This window comes from Sulfurimonas iocasae (assembly GCF_047716755.1).
Classification (GTDB): Bacteria; Campylobacterota; Campylobacteria; order Campylobacterales; family Sulfurimonadaceae; genus Sulfurimonas.
Genome location: NZ_CP180409.1, coordinates 2177274 through 2203282 on the forward strand (window position 1 = coordinate 2177274; position 26009 = coordinate 2203282).

The following is a 26009-nucleotide window of genomic DNA, read 5'->3' on the forward strand; positions in this document are numbered from 1 at the left end:
GGGCTCACATATTCTTGTACTAGCTTCTCTTAAAAACCACGAACTTGACTTTACATACCCTATTGTTGTAAAATACATCATTAAAACTTAATAACCCTTCTTATAAAAATCCCAATCAAACTAAGGTACTTACTATATGAGTGAAAATACTTCACAACAACCTCGCAAAACCAACAATCGAAATAGCTCAAAAACAAGAACACACAAACCCGTAAAAGGCGCTAGTGTTGAAGAACTTCGTACAAAAACTACAGAAGAATTAGTGGTAATTGCCAACGAGTTAAATGTTGAGCATCCAAATGAATTAAAAAGACAAGATATTATTTTTGAAATTCTTAAAGCTCAAACTGAGCAAGGTGGTTTTATACTATTTAGTGGTATTTTAGAAATTATGCAAGATGGATATGGGTTTATCCGTTCGATAGATAAAAGTTTTAATGAAAGTATCAATGATGCTTACGTATCTAATACACAAATCAAAAGGTTTGCACTTAGAAACGGTGATGTTGTAACAGGGCAAGTACGCCCACCCAAAGACCAAGAACGTTATTATGCACTTATCAAAATAGAAGCAGTGAATAGCTTACCTCCTGAAGAGAGTAAAAAAAGACCTCTATTTGAGAATCTCACCCCACTTTATCCACTAGATCAAATCAACCTAGAGTACAGAGAAAAAGGTCTTACTGGTCGTATGATGGATCTTTTTTGCCCTATCGGTAAAGGTCAGCGTGGTCTAATCGTTGCACCTCCAAGAAGTGGTAAAACTGAACTTTTAAAAGAGATTGCTCATGGTATATCTAAGAATCATGCAGAGATTGACCTAATTGTTTTACTTGTTGATGAGAGACCAGAAGAAGTTACAGACATGGAGAGAAGTGTTAAAGGTGAAGTTTACAGCTCTACTTTTGATATGCCTGCAAAAAACCATGTTAAAGTTGCTGAGATGGTAATTGAAAAAGCTAAAAGACGTGTTGAGCTTGGAAAAGATGTTGTAATCCTTTTGGACTCTATCACTCGTCTTGCACGTGCTTACAATACTGTTACTCCTTCAAGCGGTAAAGTGCTTTCAGGTGGTGTAGATGCAAACGCTCTACATAAACCAAAAAGATTCTTTGGTGCTGCACGTAATATTGAGAATGGTGGAAGTTTAACTATTATTGCTACTGCTCTAGTTGATACTGGAAGTAGAATGGATGAAGTTATCTTTGAAGAGTTCAAAGGTACTGGCAATATGGAAGTTGTTCTTGATAGAAAAATTGCTGATAGAAGAATATACCCAGCTATGGATATTCTTAAATCTGGAACTCGAAAAGATGAACTTCTTATCGGTCCTGAAACTCTTCAAAAAGTATTTATCTTACGTCAGATGCTACACAAACAAGACAATGAAATAGAAGCACTTAAGTTTGTTTACACAACTATGGGTAAAAAAGATACAAACGAAGAGTTCTTAGAAAGTATGAATACAGATAAGTAATGAAAATAGGTGTATTTGATAGTGGAATTGGTGGTTTAACTGTTGTTAAGTCACTTCTAGAACACGCTCTGTTTGAAGAGATTATCTACTTTGGCGACACTGCTCGTGTCCCTTACGGAATCAAAGATAAAAACACAATCATCCGCTACGCTATTGAAGCCGTAGAGTTTTTCAAAAACTTCGAAATAGATCTTATTATAGTGGCTTGTAATACAGTTAGTGCCTATGCACTTGATGAGATGCGAGAGAGTTCAGCTTGTCCTGTTATCGGAGTTGTTGAAGCAGGTATTTTAGCCACGGTTAATGCACTTACAAACAAAAACTCGAATATTCTTATCCTTGGAACAAAAGCAACTGTTAATTCAAAAGCTTATGAAAATGGTCTTAAAGAAAGAGGTTATAATAACCTTGAATCAAAGGCTACAGGCTTGTTTGTTCCACTTGTTGAAGAAGAAATTTACAGCGGTAAAGTCTTAGAAGCAACTCTTGAGCATTACTTCAAAGATGTTCAAAAGCCAGATGCCATCATCTTAGGATGTACGCACTTTCCGCTTATTTCACAAGAGATAGAAAATTATTTTTCAAAAAAGAGTATTATTATTCACTCAGGAGATGCTATCGTAGAGTATCTTGAAAATGAGTTTGAGTTTACTCAAAAATATGAAAACCCAACTCTAAAGTTTTTTGCATCTGAAAACCCAGATGCACTTAAAGCTGTTGCCGCGAAATGGCTATCTCTTTAAAAGCTACTTTGTAATAAACATATAAAAAGATTTTCCTGCTAAACGCATATCTATCCAAACACCATTATTTTCCCCGATATCCTTTTGGGTAGATTTTAGTGTGTTATATGTTTTGGGCAAATCAAAAATAACTTTGATATCTTTTTTTTCAAATGCTGTTTTTGTACTACCAGTAATAATATTACAAAACTCACCTACCCCATCTCTAAGCGTCTCTTCATCACTCTCTTCTACAGTCTCACCAAGAAGTGATTCAAGAGCAATAATGGCAATGTCTTTTGGAAAAACAAGAGTAAAGAAACCTTCCAAGTCACCTTTGAAGTGCATAACTGCACAGATGTTATCTACATCAAGACTTGTATCAAAACCTTTAATACTATGTGATGTCTTCTGCGCTTCTAACCCAGTAAATGAGACCAGAGTCTCAACGGCTGTATCCATAAATACAGGAAGGTTTACTATAAGTTTTTTAGAAAGAGCTAGAACATTTTTTGAACTACTTTTACTACCTAACTTTTCATTTAGAGCACTATGAGTAATAATGATATCATGAGCTCCTTCATTCATCTGTCCTTGAAGTTCATCTATATCTTTTACTACTATTACCGTGTATCCATATTTAGCTAGTTCAGAAGATAGTCTTTTGCCATTCTCCGCATCTTCGTCATATACTAAGACACACATAGCTTCTTTAAACGTTTTGGGGTCAAGAAAAAGATTTGCGACATTTGTATTTTTAAAAAGTTTTACTTTAGTGCTTTTAGTAACTTTTTTTAATACTTGAAAAAGTTTAACACTGTAATCAATGAAACTAATCGAGACTCCAACTTTTTCACTTAGTTGATCTAGTTCATTTGTCATAATTGTGAGGTTTTTTAGATTGTTTTCGTAGACGATTCCTTTTAAAGAGACTAAAACACCCCTGATTTTTTTATCTTTAATCCTATCTTGCTTGGAAAGAATAGAACTCTCAAGCAGTCTAATATTGCGCTCAGTGATGACTCCTGTAAAATTTACAACTATAAAATTACCAATTTTATTATGCATCTGCTCTTTCTCTCAATTTTTTTATATTTAAATATTAACATCGTCTCCATTAAATTCTCCTATAACTAAATACTTAATCTATACAAAGCAGCACTGTAACCATTTTGCAATATTCAAACACTAGAATTGTGTCATGGAAAATCAATTACCCAAAGAATGGTATGAGAAGCTAAGCATTTTAGACATTGCCTTTCAACCCATACTCAACATTCACACAGGAAAAATATTTGCGGTAGAAGCGCTTCTTAGAAACTATAAAGAAGTAGGTTTTGAATCTATATTTGATATTTTTGATGAAGTATATAGAAAAAATATACTCTACTCATTTGACTTAGAACTTAGAAAAAAAACTATTAAAAAATTTACAGAGATAGCTATATATGAAGACCTAAAGCTATTTTACAACCTTGATAACCGTCTCTTTGAGATGCCTAACTTCACTCCTGGAAACACTAAAAAAATTCTTCAAGAGCACAAGATAAAAAAAGACACTATTTGTTTTGAGATATCAGAGCGACATCAACTTGACGGCGTTCAGGATATGCAGACTATTATGCAACACTATAAAGATAACAACTACTGTATAGCAATAGATGACTTTGGTGTTGGCTACTCAGGCTATAAACTTCTTCATGATGTGAAACCTGATATATTAAAAATAGACAGATTTTTCCTTCAAGATGTTCACAGGCTTCCTAAGAAAAAAGTAATGCTCAAAAGCATCACTCAATTAGCTGTTCAACTTGGAATACAAGTTGTTGCAGAGGGAGTAGAGACAATAGAAGAACTTCTAGTATGTAGAGATGTTGGATGCCACTTGGTTCAAGGATACTTAATTCAAAAACCTACTACTAATGTTCATCATATCAAATCAAACTATACAGAGATATCTAATATTATAGATAAAGACCAACGCTCTATTGAGAAGGGGCAAGAGATACGCAGTTATATCGAGACGATTCCTACTCTACCTATAAAAACAAAAATGGTTACAGTTATTGAGTACTTTCAAAAAAACTATGGGTCTACTGTTGTTCCTATAGTAAACTCACACAATGAACCAATAGGTATCTTAGAAGAGAATCAGATTAAAGACTTTCTTTATTCTCCATATGGAAGATCTCTACTCCTACATGATGACTCAACAAAATCTAAACTAATAAATCTTATAAACCCTTGTGCAATAGCAGATATAAACAACGAAATATCAACCATCATTGAACTCTTTTCAAACAACCCTGAGTCCATAGGAATCATCATCACAGAAGACTTTAAGTACTACGGCTTTTTATCTGCAAGAGCAATTATTACTATTATGAATGAACAAAACCTCCTCTTTGCAAGAGAACAAAATCCACTAACTAAATTACCTGGAAACACTATGATAGAAAAGTATGTTTGGGATGCTTCCAAATCAAAAGAGACATATCTACTTTGCTACTTTGATTTGGATAATTTTAAAGCTTTTAACGATGTTTACGGCTTTAGAAATGGAGATAGAGTAATTCAGCTCTTTGCTGACATACTTAGAAAAAATCTACCTCAGGAGTTTTTTAAAGCCCACATAGGCGGAGATGACTTTTTTGTTGGAATAAAAAGTACAAAAGACGACAATGATATATATATAAATAATGTAAAAAACATAGTTAAAAAGTTTACAGATGACGTTATCGAGTTTTACTCTCAAGATGATAAAGATAGAGGTTATATACTTTCAAAAGATAGAGAAGAAAACAAAAAAGAGTTTCCTCTTCTAACAGTCAGTGCCTCAGTTCTAATCATTCATAAAAAATCTAAACAAAGATGTATAAATAATATAAATAATATCTTATCTCTGCAAAAAAAAGTTGCTAAAAATGAACTCTCTCACGTTTCACTAAGTTCTATGGTATAAGAATAAAACATAACTATATTTTGAATCTTTAAATCATAGTTTAACTCTATAGATGCTAAAATCATTAGAATTTAATTTGGAGTTGCATGTGAAAGAGTCTTCTGAAGTATTAGCAAGAAAATATCGTCCATCAAATTTTGATGAGCTTATTGGTCAAGAGACTATTGCTCAGACTTTATCGCTTGCGCTTGACTCAAACAGACTCTCTCATGCATATCTTTTTTCAGGGCTTAGAGGAAGTGGAAAGACTTCAACAGCCCGTATCTTTGCGAAAGCTCTTATTTGTGAACAAGGTATGTCACATCAGCCTTGCGGGACTTGTCAAAACTGTATTCTAGCAGTACAAAACCGTCACATGGACATAGTAGAGATGGATGCGGCATCTTCAAGAAAGATAGATGACATTAGAGATCTTATAGAGCAGACAAAATACAAACCTTCATCTGCAAGATATAAGATCTTCATCATCGATGAAGTTCATATGCTGACAAAAGAAGCTTTCAATGCTCTTTTAAAAACTCTTGAAGAACCGCCAGAATATGTGAAGTTTATCTTGGCTACCACTGATCCGCTGAAGCTTCCTGCAACAATTTTAAGTCGTACTCAGCACTTTAGATTTAAGTCTATTTCAACTAAAAAAGTTGTAGATCATTTAGCTCATATCCTAAACTTAGAAGAAATACAGTATGAAGCAGATGCTTTAGAGATTTTGGCAAGAAGCGGAAATGGAAGTTTAAGAGATACGCTTACTTTACTTGATCAAGCTATTATCTACTCTAAAAATCATGTAGATGTAAATACTGTTACAGACATGTTAGGACTTGTTGATCCTAAGTTTATCATGGACCTATTTAGCGCAGTATTTGCAAAAGATTATGCTCGTCTTGTTGAGTACACGCAAATACTCGAGGACTATGAAGCTGAGATGGTTGTTGATGAATTAATCGCCTACTTAAAAGAACGTATGTACAATCAAGACGCTCTTTTTTCAACTCTTGTTTTAGATAGATTTTTTAGAATTTTAAGTGATTCTAAGTCACTATTTAGCATCAATGCCAACGGTTCATTTGTAATATCTCTTATCTTTTTCAAAATGGTTGAAGCTCTTCGTATAAAAGAAGTTGACCAGATGATAGAGTCTCTTCAAAAAGAAATTAAAAGACCTGAGATATCCAACATAAATATAGAACCTGTAGAGTCTACTCAAGTTGAGACACCAAAAGTTCAAGATGAGATGCCACCTCCACCCCTTGAAACACCAGTAGAGATGCCAAACCTATCTCTTAAGATGTTTAATGAACTAATTGATAGTATCAAAGATAGAAATGCAGAATTAGGCAGATGTTTTGAAGAGTCTATCAGTTTTGTCTCTTATGAAGATGAAGTCTTAACTTGGGAAAGTTGTGCAAATGAAGAGTGTAAAAAGATTCTAACACATGGCTATTCTGCTATCAAACAACTTGTTCGTGAAACTTTTGGTTTTGAGACAAAAATCAGACATCAAGCCTGTACAAAAGTGAATCTTGAAAAAAAAAATGACACTCCGCTAGGTGCTCATGAACAACCTCAGATGCAGCATGAACAAAGCACTTCAATGGTCGAAGATGCTGAAATGGGTGGGAGTGCAAGTTGTGTAACTAACTGTTCACCTGCCCAGAGTGAAGTCAAAGAAATCAATGGAACAAATATCAAAGATGAACCTATGGTTCAAAAAGCCATAGAACTATTTGAAGCTACTAAGATAACTATTCAGTCCAAAATCTAATCTATTGAAAAAAAATATCACTACAGCAAAGATTTTCTTCTTTGCAAAACTCTAAAATATTTTTATAAGGAGTTGAATTTCTTCGTTTGATGGTAGCAAAGTTTGCCTGAGATATTTTTAGTGCAACTGCTACGTCTTTATCTAAAACTTTTTTATTTTCACCAACTGCCAGATAGAGTTTTAACTCCTCTATAATTCCATTAAAATCTCTCATATATTTTCCTACTAAATCAATAGTAGAAATATAGCGTAAGCAAAAAAAAACTTACAAATATATGGCAATTTGCTATTTTTTTAACATCTCTTTGATAGAAAAGCTAAAAACTGAGCCCTCTGCAACTTTGGATATTATCTTTAACTTTGAACTATGCATTTTTAGAATATAACTAACCATAGCCAGCCCTATTCCCATAGAGTTGTCCCAAGTATTTTTATTTACTCTGTAAAACTTGGCAGTAACCTTATCGAGATGCTCTTCTTGAATACCGATACCTTTATCAATAACTGAAAGTTCATCATCTTTTAATACTACTTGTACTTCCATTTGAGAGTATTTAAGTGCATTATCAACTAAATTGACAAGAACTAACTCTATCATCGTTTTATCAGCTTCTACTATAGTATTTGACGCCTCAAGAGTTATCTCTCTATTTCTATACTTTAAAGATAGGTTTGAGACAACTTCTTCACAAAGCTTTTTCATATCAAAACGTTTTATTTCTATTTTAAGATCATCATTTTCCAGTTTGACAGAAAGGGCCAAACGATCTAGCATCTGAGATATTTTATCTCCGTTTGAGCTTATCTTACTTAAGAACTTTTCACGTATTTTTGGAGTGATATCAGGATCTTCTTGAAGTGTTTGAGCATAACCTATTATAGATGCAACAGGGTTTTTAAATTCATGAGAGATAGCAGAGAGTATATCATTTCTCTGCTTGTTCATTAGTCTTAGTTTTGCCGTATATTTTCGTTTTTGTTTATCCCTTGAACTCAACTTCTTTACAAGGTTTTTAAGCATCAAGGATATCTGGAGAAATTCATAAAAGTATTTTGTCTTTATGATAGCGTTATAATTTTTGTTTGATATATCATCAAGAAAAATGGTAATCTGATCAATATCATAAACGATTCTCTCACTCATCCTTTTAGAGATATAAAATGCAAAAACGACAACCACTAAAAAGACTAAAAATAGCTTAGACCATAAAGAATAAAAGTCGCTCATTACCTGAGCCAAACTCATAGAGAGTCTAATATATATATTTTTACCTTGATAAGACAACTTCTTTGCTACATATAAAAAATCTACTTTTAGTGTCTTAGAGTATCTTGTAATATGTGAAAATTCATCTTTATTTGCCTGCATAATCTCATACCTCGAGCTATGATTATCCATTCTAGCTTTGTCTGCACTTGACTCAGCGATGACCACACCAATATCATCTATTATCGTAACACGAAGCTCTGTATTTTCATGTACTAGCTTAGCAAATGAATCTAGATCTTCAATATTTTCCAATTCAAGTTCCATGAGAATTATTGCATTTTCCAAGTGATTTTCATTGTGATCTATGATTATTGATTTTAGTGCTATGTAGCTAATTAGTGAAGTAACAAAAAGAGTTCCTACAAAAAGGAGTAAAAATTTTATAATAAATATTTGATGTATTTTTAGCACAGGCGGTATCCAACTCCACGTACTGTTTGAATATAATCTTTTGTCTTATGCGGGTCAATTTTCTCTTTTAGACGATTGATAGCAACATTTACAGTCTTATACTGATAAGACTCACCATCTCCCCATACATTTGTAAGAAGATAATCACGATCTAAGACACTATTTTTGTTAATGATAAACTCATATAAAAGATCAAACTCCAGTTTTGTTATCTCTACTCTTTCTCCATCTACGCTTAACTCTCTTGTACTTTTATCTAGGAGTAGATCCCTGTGAGATATTTGACCTACATTGTATTTTTTAGTAGTTCTTCTAAGGATAGATTTAACACGAAGAACAAGTTCTTTCATGTTAAAAGGTTTAGTAAGGTAGTCATCTGCTCCTCTTAAAAAGCCCTCTTCAATATCTGAATCTCTATTTTTTGCACTGAGATATATTACAGGAGTTAAAACTCCATCTTCACGAAGGCTTGATACAAATTCACTGCCCTCAACACCAGGAAGATTTCTGTCCATTATAAGAAGGTCAATTTCTTCTTCTTCAAGTATTTGAGTTACTGTTTTTGTATTTAAAAAACCTATGACTTCAAAACCCTCCTTCTCAAGTGTATACTCAAGAAGTTCAAGTAAATCTTCTTCATCTTCAACTACAACAATTTTAGCGCTCATCTATTATCACCTTAGCGATTATCTTTTTACAATTGTACCAAAATGTTGTTTTAGTTTTATTACCATCTGGTTACACTAATGATTAATAATTACATTTCTATCTTGTAACCAGTTCCATATACATTTTTAATGCTATCTTTTGGCAACTTTTTTCTTAGATTTTTTATAATCGTTTTTAGGGCATCTAACTTATCTCTATCATAATCATCCTCGTACCAGACATTTATAATAATCTCATCATACGTAAAAGTTGTATTTATAGAGGAAAAAAGAAGTGCTAAAATAGACCTCTCTTTATTTGTAAGAAGTGTAGAAACATTATTATTTAAAAGTTCTTCTCTTTGTACATCCCAATAAAAGCTGTCTTTTAAAACAATTGTTTTTTTAAATATTATCTCAAAATTAGAAAGCTCACCTATGACAAGGGTTAAAGCATCTTTTAACTCACGTCTACTAACAGGCTTTACCAGGTACTTTGTAAGTTTTAGCTCTGTCGCTTCTAATAAGGACTTTGTCTCTGAGTGAGCCGTGAGCATAATAACTTTTGTAGAGTGATTATTTTCTCTTATTCTTCTAACTAACTCAAGTCCGTTTAACTTCGGAAGGTTAATATCTACAATCATAATATCAGGTCTATTTTTCTTATACTTCTCATAGCCCTCTTCACCATCAGCAGCTTCATAAACTTTCTCAAAATGTCTATCTAAATAGTTTACATAGTTAGCTCTAATATCTTTTTCATCTTCAATATATAAAACTGAGTATGGTTCTTTTATATTATTCATTAACTACCTTTAGTTTGATTTCAAAACAGACACCCAATTTATGAGTATTCATATTTAACTCTCCATCCATACTCTCTTCAATAATCTTTTTAGACATATATAGCCCCAATCCCGTTCCTTTAGATTTATGCTTTGTTGTAAAGTATGGTTCAAAAATCTTCTCTCTAATACTCTTTATAATCCCACCGGCATTATCACAGATTTTTATTTTGTAAAACTCGTCTTCTTGCTTAATATATATATTTATTATTGGATCTTTGATACTCCTATTTACAAGTGCTTCTTTAGAATTGTTAAGTAATACCAATACAACCTGCTGTAATTCACTTTCATAACCATAATATCTACAATCTTGTTCTATATTAACTATAACTTCTACATTATTCTTTTTAAGACTACCTTTTACTATATATATTGACTTCTCAATCATCTCTCTAAGTAAAAAGCTATTTTTTATCTTATCATGAGCGAAGAAGTCTTTGAAATCATTGATAGTGTTTGATAAGTATTTAGTTAAAGACTCTATCTCTAAAAGTCTCTCCTCAACATCTATATTTCTAAAGTTCATTTCATGAAGCGTGTCATCTATAAGAAGCACAGATGAGTTTATTTGAGAAAGGGGTTGTCTCCACTGATGAGCAATATTTTCAAGCATCTCACCCATGGCATCAAGTTTATTTTTATGAAAGAGAATCTTGTCTTTATCACTAAATTTTTTTAGTTCTTCTTTTAGCTTGTATTGCATCTCTTGATTTAACTTATTGATTCTAAAACTTCTATAAATCAATATTCCTATTATTATAATTAAAAAAAATATTAGTAGTTGGTAGAATATGGTCTGGTTATATATAAAGTTATTAAAAAAGTTCATCGTTGTATTTTAACCAAAAAAAGTTTTTTTATTATTGAATTAATATCACAATATGACATAACGTTAATAAAAAAGAAGCAAATAAGCTTAATTGGTTTATAATATGAGTAGATAGCTGTGCGGGGGGGGTGTCATGTTTGTATCATCATATAATACTTATGTCAACACAAATAACTCCGATAGAACTTCAAACCAAAAAGTAGATAAATCAAAATATTCTTCTAATTCTTTTGAATCAAAACTAGCACAAAATGTTGTACTCGAATCAAAAGATACTCAAAATCTACCGATTACTTATATCTCAAACTATAAGGCATTTAGCAATAAGCAGAAATTACAAAAACAGTTTCAAAATAAAGACGAAATAGAGATTAAAAAAATTAATACTATGAAAAATGCCAAAGAAGCTTATGCAGATAATTCTGTAATGTTTTCACTCTTTTTAGAGCCAAAAGCGACTCAGAGTAAAACACCTCAAATAGATCAAGAACTACCGAGTGAACTACAAAAAGCACAAGAAAAAAGTATACGTCACACTATGGTAAATACTTATCTAGCAAATGACAATTATTACCAGATTACAGCTTAATCTTCTTTGTAAGCCTCAGTTTTTATAATTCTGCCATCACAAAAATATTTTAGTTTAAAAGCATTCAAACACTTGCCATTACTAAAGTCCATAATAGCCAACTGAAGAATTTTTTTACACTTCTTAGGTACATCAAAATGTCCTTTCATACCAGTCAAGAACTGTTTTAGAGGGACTTTAGAATCCATTCCGATAACATTATCTCTACATCCTGTTAGTCCAATATCAGTTAGATATGCTGTCTGGCTTGCTATTTGAAAATCATCAGTTGAGATATGAGTATGAGTACCTATAATTGCGCTAACTTCACCTTGGAGGAGCATCATCATACCGCGTTTTTCACTTGTAGCTTCTGCATGAAAATCTATAAAGATATTTTTTACGCCCTGCTCATTAAGCTCAGCAACTGCATCTCTTGCTTTTCTAAATGCATTATCAACCAGCGGCATAGAGTAGTGCCCCATCAGGTTAAGAACACCTAGTTTTTCGCCAGCCACATCATAAACCTTACATCCTGTTCCACCAACTTCATCAGGGTAATTATGCGGACGAAGAATCTCATGTGTATCAAAAAGTGCTTCAATATCTTTTTTATCCCAAGAGTGATTACCTCCTGTCATGCAGTCAATACCTAAAGCTAAAAGCTCATTTGCATTTTTTGCAGTCACACCAAAACCATGAGATGCATTTTCATAGTTTGCTATTACAAAATCAACTTTATATTCATCTCTTATATTTTTTAAATGCTCTTTTAACATCTCGCGACCTGGACGACCGACGATATCACCTATAAAAGCAATTCTCATATTTCAGTTTCCTTTATAATACTTTTGGTTTATTATTTCTAAGATAAAAAAGTACCGCTTTGATGATGTCATCATCATCTTTTGAAGCAGACTTGATACTCTCTTTAGAATCGTTGAAATATGAAACAGTTATATTTTGTCCATAATTCATAACACTTTTTATTTTTGCTTCTAAACTTAAAAGTTTGATTACCATCAGCTCAAAGAACTGTTTTGTAGGGTCATCCAACTCTCCAAATCTGTCAATTATCTCTTCTTCTATCTCATATACCTCTACAGGTTCTTCGCATTGAGAAAGTCTTCTGTAAATATCTAAGCGAAGTCTATCTTCTTTTACAACCTCATCAGATATAAAAGCTGATATAGTGAGCTTTATATCAACTTTTGCTCTCTCGCTTTCCATAGTATTACTTAGGAGTTTTATGGCGTCTTCGAGCATTCTAAGGTATAGTGAGTAACCTATATTTTTTATGTGTCCACTTTGGGCATCTCCTACGAGATTTCCACCACCGCGTATTTCTAAGTCATGGTAAGCTAAAACTGATCCGCTTCCTAAAAATGAGTTAGACTCTAGAGCTAAAAGACGCTTCTTTGCTTCATCTGTCAGATTTTCTTTGTTCTCTACAATAAAATAAGCAAAACCTTCACTATGCCCACGTCCAACACGACCACGAAGCTGATGCAAATCTGCTATTCCAAATCTGTCTGCACCATCAACTATCATGGTGTTTACATTTGGCATATGGATACCTGATTCTATGATGGAAGTAGCTATCATTAAGTCATACTCCCCTGCTTCAAATTTCAACAGCTCTTTTTCAGTTTGAACTGCAGAGATTTTTGAATGAAGCATTACCATACGTAAGTCTGGAAGTATCGCTTTTAACTCACCTAGCTTTATAGGCATATGGTCAATTGAGTTGTGCACATAAAAAACTTGACCACCGCGACGAAGCTCTCGTAAGATTACCTCTTTTATTAACTTCTCACTATACTCTTTTACAAATGTTCTTACACCCTGTCTCTCACTTGGTGGAGTTAGAAGTTGTGACATTGTTTTAATAGAGCTAAGTGCTTGATTTAGTGAACGAGGAATCGGTGTAGCACTCATTGAGAGTAGGTGAACGTTATGGTAAAGTTCTTTTATCTTCTCTTTTTGCTTTACGCCAAACTTGTGCTCCTCATCTATGATTACAACACCTAAGTTTTTAAATGCCAAACCAAAGAGAGCGTGTGTTCCAACAACACAATCTATCTCTCCAGATGCTAGACCTTTTATAATATTACTTTTATCTTTGGTAGTCACAAATCTATCTAGTTTTGCATATTTTATGCCTAAATCTGCAAACCTCTCATTTAAAGAACGAAAGTGTTGAGCAGATAAAAGAGTTGTCGGAACTATAAGGGCAGATTGAAAACCCGATTTATATGCTGCAAATATAGTGTTCATAGCAACTTCTGTTTTTCCAAAGCCAACATCACCACTAAGAAGTCTATCCATAATATGACCAGAACTCATCTGAGTAATTATCTCATCAACTGATTGGGTTTGATCGTCAGTATATTCAAATCCAGCGAGCTTTTGAAACTCTTGAAGCTCTTTTTTTGCAACATTCATTTTTGGAGCTTTGATAAGTTCACGAGCAGCCGCAGTATTTACAATCTGCCCTGCTATCTCCATAAGGCGTTTTTTAACCTTATCTTTTAGTTTTCCAAAACTTCCCTTACCAAGTCTGTCAAGAACAGGAGTAGAGCCACCAGATGCTATGTAGCGGTCAATAAAATCAAGGTTTTCAACAGGTAGTAGAATTTTGTCATCACCAACATACTTGATAACTATAAAATCCTTTATGCCTCCAAGAATTTCTGTCTGCTCAATTTTCTCGAATATACCTACACCATAATCTTCATGAACTACGTAATCACCCGCTTTTAAATCATCTAGTAAAATAGAACTTTTTCTTCTACGTCTAATCTTATCGGGCTTATTTAGAGAGATAACAAGTTCATCTTTTGAGACTACATTTAAGATATATGGAGCGTAAACTTCTTTGATATTTGTGAGATTAAATAGTCCAGCTTGTTTCATCAAAGCTTCATTTGCAGCTATGATGGTTATCTTTTTATTTTTATGTACCTTTAGTAAGACATGTAAATCAGCTACGATTACTTCTTTAAAATCATCACTCTGGGGCAAAATCTCTAAGTTAAATTCATCTCTGGATACCACCGGATTATTTAGTGCATATGCATCTACTAAAAGAGTATCTAAAGAAGTTGCTAGTTTTGTTTTTTTGCCATCTAAAAAGTTTGAAGCCTTATCTCCTAGATACCAAAACCCAAGAGATGCTACATCTTTGACTAAAGAGTCTAATTCACTCTCTTTGACCTTCTCACTAAGAGCATTAAAACTCTCTTCATCAAGAGAGTAAAATGCTGGAGTTACTTCTATACAATCTAGTTCTTCACTCTGAGTTCTTTGAGATTCTAGCTCAAAATATTTTATTTGCTCTATTTCATCATCAAAAAGAGATATACGAACTGGCATCTTTGAAGATGGAGCATAAATATCTATAATATCTCCACGAAAAGATATCTCACCCTCTACTTGAACCATATCTACAAAGTTATATCCCCAAAACAGCATCTGTTCTTTAAATGCACTTAGGTTAATCTTTGAACCAAATTCTATTGTCGTAGATTCTAAAAGTGAAGCTTGTGGCAAGTGAAAGAGAAGAGTCTTTAGAGGAGATATAATTAAAGGTTTCTTTTTTTTAGAATAATATGTTTTTAATGCCCAAAATAGTTGATGCAACTCTTCTGTGTAAACACGAAGATCATCTCCAAAACTAGCTCTAAAGTCAGGAAAAACCACTACTTCACGATTGAAAAATTTTGCAACACTCTCTAAAGAGTGAGCTTCTTTAGAATCTTGACATATCAAAACTTCAAGATCTTGATTTGGATCAGTTTTAAAATATTGATAGAGTGAACTTTGTGACATTGTTTTCCTAATAAGGTTGTATTAGTGGAATTCTATCTAAGAGAGGCTAAAAAAGATTATAAAGTAAAAGAGAAACTCTTTTACTTTAATACTTTATTTATCTGTGGTTTTTCGGATCTTTCCGTAGTTGGAGGGGGTGATGTATCTTTTACAACACTATTACCTTCGAAAATACCTTTAGCTTCAATGACAAGCTCACTTGATTCTATGGTCCCATTAACTCGACCTGCAGCTTTTATCTCAACTCTAAGAGCACGTACAGTACCTTCAATGTAACCTTGTACTACAAGTCTTTGAGTTGTAACGTCACCTTTAATATGACCGTTTTTACCAATATTCACCTCTTTTTTAGAATGAATTACGCCTTCAAACTCACCATCTACATATAAATTGCATGAGAGATTCATCTCACCTTTGATTGTAGAGCCAGTTGTGATGATGGTAGTGTTTGTGTCGGGTTTGGTACTTTGATGTGTGCTGTCGCCGTTATTAAAGATTGCCATGGTATTTTTTTCTCCTTTTCAAATATGTCTTTATAGTTTTGTACATTCCATTTCACAAAATAAAAAGGATTAACTGCACGTTGAATAAATCTAAGTTCATAGTGTAAATGTGGACCACTACTCATACCAGAGTTACCAGTATAAGCTATTAAATCCCCTTTCTTTACAAATCGGCCTGATTTTATCACAATCTTGTTTAAATGACCAAAATATGTTCTAAAACCATAGTTATGTTGAAGGATTACAAGTCTTCCGAAACCACTTTTCTTATGAAGACCTGCATACTCAACTATTCCGTCTGCAGTTGCATAAACAGGTGTTTTCATTTTAGCTTTCATATCTAGACCGCGATGGAACTCTTTCCTGTCTAGAGTTGGGTGAATTCTATATCCAAACTTACTAGTAACTCCTCTATACTCGATGGGAGAACCACTTGGAATAAACTGCATCAGCGTTGCCATATGCTCGGAGTTTAGTTTTGTAACACTAACTCTTTCTTGTAAAGACATATCTGCAACAGGAGCAAGCCCAATTAATGTTTCAATTTCAGAAAGTGAGTCGGAGACTTCATTTAATTCTTTTTTCTTAAGCAATAGAGCCATCTGAGTATTTTTCATACTTTGATTAAGTTTGTTATTCTTTTTTTTGAGGGTATTTAAAGCTAGTTGTGTATTTTCACGCTTTATTTCTATCTGATCAACTGAGTAATCAAGATAAAGAATGGTAGCCACTGCAATCAAAGTTATAAAACCTAAAAACAACACTACATACCAAATAGCTTTTTTAACTATTTGGTGAAGATAAAATTGTTTTACGCCATGGTCATCATTAATAGTAATAGTAAAATGATTATTCATATTTTAAAATTCCACTCTTATTCTGCCTTTTCATAAAAGCTTCCACAACACTAAAAGATCCAAAGACAAGATACTTAATATTTGGCGTAACACTTTTAAATATACTATATTCTATCTCTAAATCATTTAAAGTTCTTTTAAGCCGATCTTCTGCCTCTGCTCTTTTATCATTGATTGATATTATTTCTACCTTATTTATAATAGGTTTTAGAATTTCAAGAATCTTTTTATAATCCTTATCTTGATAGCTATTATAAATAAGAACATATTTCTCAGGACTTAGCGCTTCTCTTATAGCTTCGGCTGCAAGGGGATTATGGCCAACATCTACTATAACGTTTTCACTGATTCTAGTTAACCTTCCAAAAAGTCTAGCATCTGTAAAGTTGTTATTGTTATATTCTATATTTAAAAACTTTAAAGCTGAAATACTAAGTGCAAGATTTTGCACTAAATAGCTCTCAAGTTTCAATTTTTTTGCTATTTTGGCTATCTTTTGTTCATCATCGGCATCTAAAACTTGAGATACTCTTTGTATATTTAAAGAGTTTTCCTCAGCCATAGCTTCTGCAATATCATAAATTTCTGTCTCTTTTTGTAGACTCAAGATAGCATTATTTTGAATTGCATTTAACTTTGTTGTAGCTATTTCTTTTATTGAGTTACCTAAGAAAGCTTCATGGTCATAAGCTATAGGAGTAACAAGCGTTAATACTTTATCAAATACTGCCGTTGCATCATATTCTCCACCTAAACCAGCTTCCATAACTACATAGTCACACTCTTTATATACAAGTAAAGATAGTAAAGTTGTATATTCAAAATAACTAAGTGCATCTGAATCATCTTTAGATAAAAGAGTCTCTAACTCTTCATAAGCTGCTTCAAGAGTCTCACTCTCTGCATTTTTACCATTTATCCATACTCTTTCATTAAACTCTAAAATATGAGGAGATGTGTAGTGTCCAACATTAAACCCAAGTGAGTATAGAGCAGTTGCTAAGAAACGTCCTGTAGTTCCTTTTCCATTAGTACCGATAAGATGGATAATCTTTGGCATAGGAAGATAAGGCTTTATCTTCTCATAGATGCGAGGCATACGACTATAGTCTATTTCATCATAATAGAGTGGTTTTGCGTTTAAAAAATCTTGTAACACTATTTTTTCTTGTATGCTACTTGATTACGTCCATCATTTTTAGCTTTATATAGATACTCATCGGCAGAGTTTACAACAGCAGATAAAGATGAGTGTTGTTTTCTCTCACTTACTCCAGAACTGACAGTTACATCTATTCTCTCACCTTTATACATAAATCGGGCTTTTTTAACATGCTTTCTTACTTTTTCTGCAAATATAGCTCCACCTTTAGAATCTGTCTCGCTTAAAAGCGCCATAAACTCTTCACCGCCAAATCTACCTACTATATCAACACTTCTTGCTTCTTTTTTAAGTATTTTTGCAAAAGCTCCAAGGATAGCATCTCCGGCTTCATGGCCATAATTATCATTCACTTGTTTAAAGTGGTCTAGGTCGAATATAACAACAGAAAAGTTATGTCCGTATCTCTCAAACTCAGACTCTTTCACATTCATAAACTCATCAAGTGCGCGTTTATTATAAAGTTTAGTCAAGAAGTCTTCCTTTGAAGCAGTTTTTGCCACTTCTAACTCTTTTTCAAGCTTACGAACCTTTTTACTTAGAATAGCAACTTCTGTACTATGATCTTTCAAATCTCTACTTAAAAGTTGAGTATTTTCTTCTAGCGCAGTAGCTATTATAAATAATTTTTTATGTGCTACTTTAAAGTTGGTGCCTGTGTCTTCATTATATTCTTCTAACTCTGATTTTATTTTTTGTATCTCTACAGTTGAATCATCAGAACGTTCAATCATCTCAATTAGTCTTAAAGATAATTTATCTAAAACTCCATCAAGAGACTCTACCATCTCCTTTACACTCTCTTTATCAAGAGCAATTCTTAGTAAAATAATAGACCTTATTTCACTCTCTATACTTACACTGTCTAAAAGTGAAGGATTGTTTTTTAGTTTTTCACTAAGATTAGCTATCTTTTCATTTACACTAGATGCAATGGATGGGACAAAAGAAGAAACAAGTAGAGATGCCACTCTTTGAAGTTCATGATTATCAAACTTTGCGGTATCTGAAGCTGGTAGAATTTTTAAGTTTTTAATAGTTTTGCTTAAATTATTACTATCAACACTACCGAAGACACTTAATTTATTTAAAAATGTATCATCGTATGTTGTAATAAAATTGACCCAATATTGTCTATACTGTTCTAATTCTGTTGTGTTTGGATTTGAGCTTAGTAGTTTTATGCTTTGTTTTGCAAGTTGGGTAGCTTCAGCGTTGTGAAGGACTGATACAACTTGTAAGATTCTTTTTGTTAAAGTATTTTGTGATTCGAGCAATTCAGAACATATAGTTGAGTTTGTTCTATTTAGTTTAGAGATTAAAAAGCGGGCTAATTCGCCCATAGTTTTGATTGTATATTTAGATAGTTCTTTTTGAATATCTTTGTTAAGTGTTTTTGAAAATTTATCTACTTGATTACAATCTTCTGATTGCATCCCTGCTTTTTGGGCCTCTTTACAAAAGGCCTCTGCATAAAAATCCGGTGTTAAAAGTTTTCCTTCTAACTCAAGTCTCTTTACAGCTTTGTTGATAATATTTTGTATAGTCATAACTACTCCTTTTTTTTAGCTCTTGCACCCTCAGCAGAAACTTTTGCAACAAAAGATTCTATAGCCTTTGCTGCACTAAAACGTATAGCGTCAAATCTTTCTTTGTCTGTTACAGTAGCATTTGGATCTACTGTAAAATCATATGTACCTGAGACAGAATAGCTCTTAGAAATACCATTATGCATTCTCGTTATATTTAAACCAACCATCATTCTATAACCTGTAACATAACCATTATCATTATAGACATTAGCAGAATAAGAAATCCCAGATATTGCTATCTCAAGATGAGTATCAGAACTTGCTTTATCATGCAAAGAAGCATGAAAAACTGTTATAACTGCCTCATCTACTGCATCTTTAATTATAACAGTATTTTCAGGATCATGCGCAGATATAATGATATTTGTACTTATTTTTTCACCCATCACTTCACGAGCAAACTTTGAACTTGGCTTATAGCCACAAGATGCAAAACCTAAAAGTATAAGAAGTGATAAAATAATTTTCACAATTAGCCTTTAATTACTATATTAACTAGTTTTTTAGGAACAACTATCACTTTGAGAATCTCTTTTGCTTCTAACCATTTAGATGCGGCTGCTTTTGCAATCTCTATGATATTTTCTTTTGACTCATCAATTGCAACTTCTATCTCTGTTCTTCTTTTTCCATTTATAGAAACTCCCAGAGTTACAGAGTCTTCTACAAATACTTCATCTAGAACTGTTTGAGGATTTAAGTTATTTAGAGAGAAATACTCACTACTTATATCCCAGCAAACATGAGGAATTACAGGTTCCATTATAGAACTAAGTATCCAATAACCCTCACTCCATACATCAGCGTTACTCTGTGCATTCAGCGCATTCATAGCTTCCATGCTGCCTGCAATAAGAGTGTTAAATGTATATTTTTCATTATAAACATCATTTGCACGAACTAAGGCTTCATAGACTTTTTTTCTAGCAAACTTCTCATCTTTAGAAAGTGAACTATGCTCTATTGTTGGGATAGTGTCCATTTTTACGATATTTGAACTTCTATCAAAAAATCTTTTTATAAACTTGTGTGCACCCTCAACCGCATTATCATTCCACTCTAGCTCTTGAGTTGGCGGAGCTGCAAATAGTATGAATAGTCTAGCCGTATCTGCACCATATTTCTCTATGATAGCATCTGGGTCAACTGTGTTACCCTTAGATTTTGACATCTTTGCACCATCTTTTAACACCATTCCCTGAGTCAGAAGATTATCAAATGGTTCATCAAAGTCTATATAACCTAAATCACGAAAAACTTTTGTAAAAAATCTTGCATATAGCAGGTGCAAGATAGCGTGCTCAATCCCACCAATGTATTGGTCAACACCCATCCAGTACTTAACTTGCTCTTTTGAAAAAGCTTCTTTTTCCCAATTTGCAGGAGACGCACAAAAGCGTAAAAAGTACCAAGAAGACTCTACAAAAGTATCCATAGTATCTGTCTCACGAAGAGCGTCTTTGCCACACTTGCTACATTTACAATGTTTCCAAGTCGGATGATTATCAAGTGGATTACCTTCACCTGTTATCTCTACATCTTCAGGAAGAGCGATAGGAAGATTCTCTTTTTTCTCCATAACTAAACCACACGAGTCACAGTGGATGAAAGGAATAGGAGCACCCCAATATCTCTGACGGCTTACACCCCAGTCTTTTAGTTTGTAGTTAGTAGTCTTTTTACCTATCTTATTTTCTTCAAAATATTTAATAATGTTATACTGAGATTTTTTAGAGTTAAGTCCGTCAAATTCTCCAGAGTTAAACAGTTCTCCAACTTCAGTAAATGCTTTAGTCTCACTAAGTTCACCTTCGTAAGGTTTAATTACTGCATGTATAGGCAAGTCATACTTTTGTGCGAAATCAAAATCTCTCTCATCATGAGCAGGAACTGCCATAACAGCTCCTGAACCATAATCCATAAGAACAAAGTTAGCTATCCATACAGGTATCTGTTTACCATTTAGTGGATGAATAACATCAAGTCCAAGTGAAATACCAGATTTTTCTTTTTGTCTGTCTATTGATGAAGTATTTTTCATCTTCTTAATCTCTGAAATAACTTCATCACTTAAAAGTTTGTTTTCAATCATATATGTAACTATTGCATGCTCAGGAGCGAGTGCAGTATAACTTACACCGTAGATAGTATCAGGACGAGTGGTAAAGACATCAAATGATTCAAAAGTGTTGTTTAGTTTTTCTTTAGATTCCGTGTCAAGAAACAAATCAAAGGCTAAACCGTTTGATTTACCTATCCAGTTCTCTTGCATAGTAAGAACTTGTTTAGGCCAGCCACCATCAAGCTTTTTCAAATCATCAAGAAGTTCATCAGCATATTGAGTAATTTTAAAATAGTACTGATTCATATCTTTTTTAACTATTGGAGTATCACATCTCCAACAGCATCCATCAACTACCTGCTCATTTGCTAAAACAGTCTGGTCATGCGGACACCAATTAAGAAGACCTTTTTCACGGTAAAGAAGACCTTTCTCAAACATGTCTATAATGAAACCCTGCTCAAACTTAGTGTAAAGTTCATCACTGGTTGCAAGCTCACGCTCTTTTGAAAAAGAAAAACCTAGAGCGGCAAACTCTCCTTTCATGTAGTCTATATTGTCATAAGTCCAGCCCTTAGGATGAGAACCGTTTTTGATAGCTGCATTTTCAGCGGGCATACCAAAACTATCAAAACCAATAGGATGAAGTACATTAAAGTTTTGCTGACGGTAGTAACGTGCAAAAGCGTCACTAATAGAGTAATTTCTAACGTGACCCATATGTAGTCTTCCACTTGGAAATGGAAACATACTTAAAATATATTTTTTTTCTTTGCTAAAGTCTTCACTAGGCTCAAAACTTCCATTCTCAGCCCAATATTTTTGCCATTTTTTTTCTATAGTCGTAGAGTTGTATTCCAACAATTTCTCCTAATATTCTTCGTGAGTTTTTGAACTCTCTATATAGACAAGTCCTACAGAGAAAAGGTTAGCAATAAGCGCACCGAGGGTCAAGGCGATAGCCCACTCTAAATTTCCAACAATTTCTAAATAAATAAATGCTGGAATTAGGTGTAAGTCAGCAACTAGAGAAGATGCTAAAAGTTCAGCGGAGAGCAGGTTTCTAACACCAATTTTTAAAAATGTAGAAACTAAATTTAAACTTGCCGCAACAAAAAGTGCAACTGCACTATGCTCATACAAAAATCCCGCTATTGATGTTAAACTCATCAGCGAGAAAAATACATATATTACTTTACCCCAATCCATAGCCATATCCTTAATTTTATTAGAGTGATTATACAAAAATTATCTTAAGGAGGGACTGAATAGCAATTTTAACGACTAAAACTCCAAAGAATAAAAGAGTTTTTTATTGGCTTTTTACTAAGAGTTTTTTTTTCATAAAAACATAAAAAAAGGCTAAAAAAGGGACAAAAATAATCCCTATCACCCAAAATACTTTCTGTTTTTTATCTACAAACTCACCAGTAAGTATAGATATTACTGAATATAACCAAAAGACTAAAAATAAAACGATTATCGCTATTGTAATGTTACTCATGATGTTTTCCTTTATCTTTTACTATAACACTCATTATACTATAGAGATAAACATCAAAGAGAAACAAAACTAATATATTTATGGGATTAACCCATGCCGGAACATGGGCTAGGTGAAGGAAGTACTATAGAGTTTTTACATTACTCCAGATTCAAACTGGTCACGCATTCTCTGCTTTTCAACTTCTCTTTTTACTTTGTTTGAGAGTTTAACATGGTAACCTTTAACATCAAAACCAAACAATAAAAGAATCGGTGAAGCTACAAATATTGATGAGTATGTACCAACTACAACACCCACAAGAAGTGTAAATGCGAAAGAGTGAATAATCTCACCACCAAACATAAATAGAGTAAACACAACAAAGAAAGTCGTAAGAGACGTAAGCGTCGTTCTTGCTAATGTTCTTGTAACTGACTCATTAATAATATCAGTTAAGTCAGTTTTTTTAGAATTCGTAACACTCTCACGAATACGGTCAAATACAATGATAGTATCATTTAGTGAATAACCAAGTATCGTAAGAAGTGCTGCTAAAACATCCAAGTTTACATCTAATCCTACAAGTGTAATAGCACCAAGAGCAATAGAGACATCATGAATTAGTGCAACAATAGAAGCCACAGCAAAACGCCACTCAAATCTAAATGCTACATATATTAAAATTCCGATGATTGCTAAAATAAGAGACATAATCCCTTTTTCTTTTAGCTCACTACCAACTTTAGGTCCTACGATATCAACACGACGAATCTCAAAGTTACCAGTACCCTTTAATGCCGCGCGAGTAATATCACCAATATCAACAGTAACACTACCTGTAGTACTCTTCATACGGATAACTACTTCATCAACTGCCCCAAACTCTGTAATAGAAGCACCGTCAAAAAGTTTGTTACTTTTTAATTTTTCTCTCATATCATCAATTGGAGCTGGAGTATCATATTTTACTTGAACTATCGTACCACCGGCAAAGTCAACGCCGTAATTAAGTCCTTTTGTCATAAGCAGTGCAAAAGATGCTAACACTAAAACTATAGATAAAACCATAGCAGCCTTAGACTTGCCCATAAAATTAAAGGTTTTTGTATATTTAAAAAATTCCATTATTATTAACCTTTAATCCCAAACCAGAAACGGTTATTTTTACTTTTTTGTATCTTACTCTCAAGCATCTGATAAATTCCATGAGTACCTAAAATAGCAGTTAACATAGATGCTAAAATACCGATGCTAATAGTAATAGCAAAACCTTTAATAGCACCGGTTCCATAAGCATAAAGAACAACCGCTGCAATCAGTGTTGTAATGTTGGCATCTAGAATGGCTCGCATAGCATTTGAGTATCCCTCTTCTATAGATTTATGAATAGATTTACCTTGATAAATCAACTCTCTAATCCTCTCTGAGATAATTACATTGGCATCTACGGCCATACCGACTGTCAAGACTATACCAGCCATACCAGGAAGTGTAAGTGTCGCACCAAAGAGAGACATAACTGCTAGTATTATAAATAAGTTAGCAATAAGAGCAATATTTGCAATTACACCAGCAGCTCTATAATAAATCATCATAAAAATTATTACTAATACAAAACCACCAATAAGTGCTATCATGCTAGCTTCAATACTATCTGCTCCCAAACTTGGTCCGACTGAACGCTTTTCCATCAGATAGATTGGAGCTAAAAGTGCACCTGAACGAAGAGCGATAGCTAAATCTTTTGCTTCTTCAACAGTGTAATTACCAGAAATCTGTCCAGAACCACCACCAATACGCTCATTTATATTTGGAGCAGAATAAACTTTACCATCTAAAACTACAGCAAGCCTTTTACCAACACTTTTACCAGTAAAATCACCAAATATTTCAGCACCTTCTGCATTTAACTTAAAGTTAATTAAAGGTCTGTTGTTTTGATCAAATCCCATAGAAGCATCTGTTAGCATTCCACCATCAAGAATAGGAATTTCACGAACAAGGTATTTCATCTGAGGATTTTTCACATCAGATAAAATAATATCACCATATGAAGCTGCATCTGAATGGCTCATACTATTAACACGAGCATTTCTATCTTCATCAACAGCCATAAGTTCAAGTTTAGCAGCACGAGAAATAAGCTCTCTTGCCCGTTGTTCTTCTTCTTGAGTTTTGATTCCAGCTAACTGAACAAGTATCTTTTCATCGCCTTGACGTGCTACAACAGGCTCAGCCAAACCAAACTGATCAAGTCTATTTCTAATAGTCTCAATCGCTTGATCAATCGCTAGCTTTTCTGTTTTAACAATCTCTTCTTGTGTAAGATTAAGTGAAAAGCTCTCTGCATTAACAGATACATTTGCACCATCTATCTCGCCTAAAAATTCTTTTATCGACTTAACATCATCAACATCAAGCAATGAAAAAGATATAGAAGATTCATCAAACTTCAATTCATCTAGTAAAATATCTTTTCTATCACTAAAATTTTTGATACTTGCAGCGATTGATTTAATACGAGACTTAGTAGCTTCTTCAGTTTTTACACCAAGAAGCATATGAAGACCACCTTGAAGATCAAGTCCTAAAGTAACTTTTTTACCGTCTTGCATCTGCAGTAGCGATGGTGCTGAGAAGAATAAACCAAAGACTATTGCAAGAGCAAAAACAACTATGCGATAATTAAGCTTCATCCTCATACTTTCTTGCAATAGCGTCTCTTGCAATCTTAGTAATTACATCATCATTCATTTTTACACTTAAAAACTTCTCTTCAACTTTGTGTATAACTACGATAAAGCCACCATTAGTAACAACTTTGTCACCTTTTGCAAGAGCTTCGATCATCGCTTTTCTTGCTTTAGCCTCTTTTTGTTGAGGACGAATAATAACGAAATACATGATTGCGATTAAAAATACAAACGGTAGTAATTGACTGATAATTTCCATGGGTCTGGGTTTCCTTTGATTAAATTGTGGGGATTATACAAAAAGTATATTAATAAGTGACTGAA

24 protein-coding genes are annotated in these 26009 nt (G+C 33.4%); 5 read left to right on the forward strand and 19 right to left on the reverse strand.

What is annotated here, in order from left to right; translation table 11 throughout:
• Window positions 1-136 precede the first annotated feature (136 nt).
• Window positions 137-1477: a transcription termination factor Rho gene (gene rho, locus ACLHDE_RS11010; protein WP_415396463.1), complete on the forward strand. Its 1341-nt coding sequence runs from the start codon at window positions 137-139 to the stop codon at window positions 1475-1477.
• Window positions 1477-2220 (forward strand): glutamate racemase, encoded by a 744-nt coding sequence (gene murI, locus ACLHDE_RS11015; protein ID WP_415396464.1) that lies wholly within the window; start codon window positions 1477-1479, stop codon window positions 2218-2220. Before rho ends, murI begins: the two co-directional genes overlap by 1 nt.
• A 3-nt stretch (window positions 2221-2223) precedes the next feature.
• On the opposite strand, the gene ACLHDE_RS11020 is transcribed toward murI, so the two are convergent.
• Window positions 2224-3267, reverse strand: coding sequence for a chemotaxis protein CheX (locus ACLHDE_RS11020; RefSeq protein WP_415396465.1), 1044 nt, complete (start codon window positions 3265-3267; stop codon window positions 2224-2226).
• A 133-nt stretch (window positions 3268-3400) separates the two neighbouring features.
• Here ACLHDE_RS11020 and ACLHDE_RS11025 point away from each other — a divergent pair, with 133 nt between their 5' ends.
• Complete coding sequence (locus tag ACLHDE_RS11025; RefSeq protein ID WP_415396466.1) at window positions 3401-5161, forward strand: EAL domain-containing protein; 1761 nt, start codon at window positions 3401-3403, stop codon at window positions 5159-5161.
• A 52-nt stretch (window positions 5162-5213) separates the two neighbouring features.
• On the forward strand, window positions 5214-6926 hold the full coding sequence (locus tag ACLHDE_RS11030) for a DNA polymerase III subunit gamma/tau (protein ID WP_415396467.1): 1713 nt from the start codon (window positions 5214-5216) through the stop codon (window positions 6924-6926).
• 1 nt (window position 6927) lies between these two features.
• Here the strand turns inward: ACLHDE_RS11030 and ACLHDE_RS11035 are convergent, their stop codons facing one another.
• The 5 genes from ACLHDE_RS11035 to ACLHDE_RS11055 form a co-directional block, all read right to left on the reverse strand.
• Window positions 6928-7140 carry a hypothetical protein gene (locus ACLHDE_RS11035; RefSeq protein ID WP_415396468.1) on the reverse strand — a complete coding sequence of 71 codons (213 nt, stop codon included), beginning with the start codon at window positions 7138-7140 and terminating at the stop codon, window positions 6928-6930.
• A 72-nt stretch (window positions 7141-7212) separates the two neighbouring features.
• Window positions 7213-8607, reverse strand: a complete 1395-nt coding sequence (locus tag ACLHDE_RS11040) for an ATP-binding protein (RefSeq protein ID WP_415396469.1) — start codon at window positions 8605-8607, stop codon at window positions 7213-7215.
• Window positions 8601-9275, reverse strand: coding sequence for a response regulator transcription factor (locus ACLHDE_RS11045; protein ID WP_415396470.1), 675 nt, complete (start codon window positions 9273-9275; stop codon window positions 8601-8603). The genes ACLHDE_RS11040 and ACLHDE_RS11045 overlap by 7 nt, the downstream gene beginning before the upstream one ends.
• A gap of 89 nt (window positions 9276-9364) precedes the next feature.
• Complete coding sequence (locus ACLHDE_RS11050) at window positions 9365-10060, reverse strand: response regulator transcription factor (protein ID WP_415396471.1); 696 nt, start codon at window positions 10058-10060, stop codon at window positions 9365-9367.
• A complete protein-coding gene (locus ACLHDE_RS11055) occupies window positions 10053-10847 on the reverse strand; it encodes a sensor histidine kinase (RefSeq protein ID WP_415396472.1) in 795 nt (264 codons plus the stop codon). The genes ACLHDE_RS11050 and ACLHDE_RS11055 overlap by 8 nt, the downstream gene beginning before the upstream one ends.
• 217 nt (window positions 10848-11064) lie before the next feature.
• On the opposite strand from ACLHDE_RS11055, the gene ACLHDE_RS11060 reads away from it, so the two are divergent.
• Complete coding sequence (locus ACLHDE_RS11060) at window positions 11065-11520, forward strand: hypothetical protein (RefSeq protein ID WP_415396473.1); 456 nt, start codon at window positions 11065-11067, stop codon at window positions 11518-11520.
• On the opposite strand, the gene ACLHDE_RS11065 is transcribed toward ACLHDE_RS11060, so the two are convergent.
• From ACLHDE_RS11065 to yajC, 13 genes are all read right to left on the reverse strand, one after another.
• Complete coding sequence (locus tag ACLHDE_RS11065) at window positions 11517-12326, reverse strand: TIGR00282 family metallophosphoesterase (protein WP_415396474.1); 810 nt, start codon at window positions 12324-12326, stop codon at window positions 11517-11519. The two genes, ACLHDE_RS11060 and ACLHDE_RS11065, sit on opposite strands and share 4 nt — an antisense overlap.
• A 13-nt stretch (window positions 12327-12339) precedes the next feature.
• Window positions 12340-15330: a DEAD/DEAH box helicase gene (locus ACLHDE_RS11070; protein ID WP_415396475.1), complete on the reverse strand. Its 2991-nt coding sequence runs from the start codon at window positions 15328-15330 to the stop codon at window positions 12340-12342.
• An 80-nt stretch (window positions 15331-15410) separates the two neighbouring features.
• On the reverse strand, window positions 15411-15737 hold the full coding sequence (locus ACLHDE_RS11075) for a bactofilin family protein (RefSeq protein WP_415396476.1): 327 nt from the start codon (window positions 15735-15737) through the stop codon (window positions 15411-15413).
• Window positions 15734-16690 carry a M23 family metallopeptidase gene (locus tag ACLHDE_RS11080; protein WP_415396477.1) on the reverse strand — a complete coding sequence of 319 codons (957 nt, stop codon included), beginning with the start codon at window positions 16688-16690 and terminating at the stop codon, window positions 15734-15736. The genes ACLHDE_RS11075 and ACLHDE_RS11080 overlap by 4 nt, the downstream gene beginning before the upstream one ends.
• A complete protein-coding gene (locus tag ACLHDE_RS11085) occupies window positions 16683-17849 on the reverse strand; it encodes a bifunctional folylpolyglutamate synthase/dihydrofolate synthase (RefSeq protein WP_415396478.1) in 1167 nt (388 codons plus the stop codon). Before ACLHDE_RS11085 ends, ACLHDE_RS11080 begins: the two co-directional genes overlap by 8 nt.
• A complete protein-coding gene (locus ACLHDE_RS11090) occupies window positions 17849-19402 on the reverse strand; it encodes a GGDEF domain-containing protein (protein WP_415396479.1) in 1554 nt (517 codons plus the stop codon). Before ACLHDE_RS11090 ends, ACLHDE_RS11085 begins: the two co-directional genes overlap by 1 nt.
• A gap of 2 nt (window positions 19403-19404) precedes the next feature.
• On the reverse strand, window positions 19405-19914 hold the full coding sequence (gene lptE, locus ACLHDE_RS11095) for an LPS assembly lipoprotein LptE (RefSeq protein WP_415396480.1): 510 nt from the start codon (window positions 19912-19914) through the stop codon (window positions 19405-19407).
• Between the two features lie 2 nt (window positions 19915-19916).
• Window positions 19917-22367: a leucine--tRNA ligase gene (leuS, locus tag ACLHDE_RS11100; RefSeq protein ID WP_415396481.1), complete on the reverse strand. Its 2451-nt coding sequence runs from the start codon at window positions 22365-22367 to the stop codon at window positions 19917-19919.
• 9 nt (window positions 22368-22376) lie between these two features.
• Window positions 22377-22715, reverse strand: coding sequence for a DUF6394 family protein (locus ACLHDE_RS11105; protein WP_415396482.1), 339 nt, complete (start codon window positions 22713-22715; stop codon window positions 22377-22379).
• Window positions 22716-22818: 103 nt separating this feature from the next.
• The gene (locus ACLHDE_RS11110; RefSeq protein ID WP_415396483.1) at window positions 22819-23010 is read right to left on the reverse strand and encodes a hypothetical protein; all 192 of its coding nucleotides are present in this window, start codon (window positions 23008-23010) and stop codon (window positions 22819-22821) included.
• A 135-nt stretch (window positions 23011-23145) separates the two neighbouring features.
• Window positions 23146-24117 carry a protein translocase subunit SecF gene (gene secF / locus ACLHDE_RS11115; protein ID WP_415396484.1) on the reverse strand — a complete coding sequence of 324 codons (972 nt, stop codon included), beginning with the start codon at window positions 24115-24117 and terminating at the stop codon, window positions 23146-23148.
• A gap of 5 nt (window positions 24118-24122) precedes the next feature.
• Window positions 24123-25688: a protein translocase subunit SecD gene (gene secD, locus ACLHDE_RS11120; RefSeq protein WP_415396485.1), complete on the reverse strand. Its 1566-nt coding sequence runs from the start codon at window positions 25686-25688 to the stop codon at window positions 24123-24125.
• The gene (gene yajC / locus ACLHDE_RS11125) at window positions 25678-25944 is read right to left on the reverse strand and encodes a preprotein translocase subunit YajC (protein WP_415396486.1); all 267 of its coding nucleotides are present in this window, start codon (window positions 25942-25944) and stop codon (window positions 25678-25680) included. The genes secD and yajC overlap by 11 nt, the downstream gene beginning before the upstream one ends.
• Between the last annotated feature and the right edge of the window lie 65 nt (window positions 25945-26009).

Coding starts and splice junctions, on each gene's coding strand:
- secD (WP_415396485.1), bottom strand. CDS start 25,688: ATGAAGCTTAATTATCGCATAGTTGTTTTTGCTCTTGCAATAGTCTTT.
- secF (WP_415396484.1), bottom strand. CDS start 24,117: ATGGAATTTTTTAAATATACAAAAACCTTTAATTTTATGGGCAAGTCT.
- yajC (WP_415396486.1), bottom strand. CDS start 25,944: ATGGAAATTATCAGTCAATTACTACCGTTTGTATTTTTAATCGCAATC.
- ACLHDE_RS11060 (WP_415396473.1), top strand. CDS start 11,065: ATGTTTGTATCATCATATAATACTTATGTCAACACAAATAACTCCGAT.
- ACLHDE_RS11020 (WP_415396465.1), bottom strand. CDS start 3,267: ATGCATAATAAAATTGGTAATTTTATAGTTGTAAATTTTACAGGAGTC.
- ACLHDE_RS11075 (WP_415396476.1), bottom strand. CDS start 15,737: ATGAATCTCTCATGCAATTTATATGTAGATGGTGAGTTTGAAGGCGTA.
- ACLHDE_RS11065 (WP_415396474.1), bottom strand. CDS start 12,326: ATGAGAATTGCTTTTATAGGTGATATCGTCGGTCGTCCAGGTCGCGAG.
- ACLHDE_RS11035 (WP_415396468.1), bottom strand. CDS start 7,140: ATGAGAGATTTTAATGGAATTATAGAGGAGTTAAAACTCTATCTGGCA.
- ACLHDE_RS11030 (WP_415396467.1), top strand. CDS start 5,214: ATGCTAAAATCATTAGAATTTAATTTGGAGTTGCATGTGAAAGAGTCT.
- rho (WP_415396463.1), top strand. CDS start 137: ATGAGTGAAAATACTTCACAACAACCTCGCAAAACCAACAATCGAAAT.
- ACLHDE_RS11090 (WP_415396479.1), bottom strand. CDS start 19,402: ATGACTATACAAAATATTATCAACAAAGCTGTAAAGAGACTTGAGTTA.
- ACLHDE_RS11050 (WP_415396471.1), bottom strand. CDS start 10,060: ATGAATAATATAAAAGAACCATACTCAGTTTTATATATTGAAGATGAA.
- ACLHDE_RS11025 (WP_415396466.1), top strand. CDS start 3,401: ATGGAAAATCAATTACCCAAAGAATGGTATGAGAAGCTAAGCATTTTA.
- ACLHDE_RS11070 (WP_415396475.1), bottom strand. CDS start 15,330: ATGTCACAAAGTTCACTCTATCAATATTTTAAAACTGATCCAAATCAA.
- ACLHDE_RS11105 (WP_415396482.1), bottom strand. CDS start 22,715: ATGGATTGGGGTAAAGTAATATATGTATTTTTCTCGCTGATGAGTTTA.
- ACLHDE_RS11045 (WP_415396470.1), bottom strand. CDS start 9,275: ATGAGCGCTAAAATTGTTGTAGTTGAAGATGAAGAAGATTTACTTGAA.
- murI (WP_415396464.1), top strand. CDS start 1,477: ATGAAAATAGGTGTATTTGATAGTGGAATTGGTGGTTTAACTGTTGTT.
- ACLHDE_RS11080 (WP_415396477.1), bottom strand. CDS start 16,690: ATGAATAATCATTTTACTATTACTATTAATGATGACCATGGCGTAAAA.
- ACLHDE_RS11110 (WP_415396483.1), bottom strand. CDS start 23,010: ATGAGTAACATTACAATAGCGATAATCGTTTTATTTTTAGTCTTTTGG.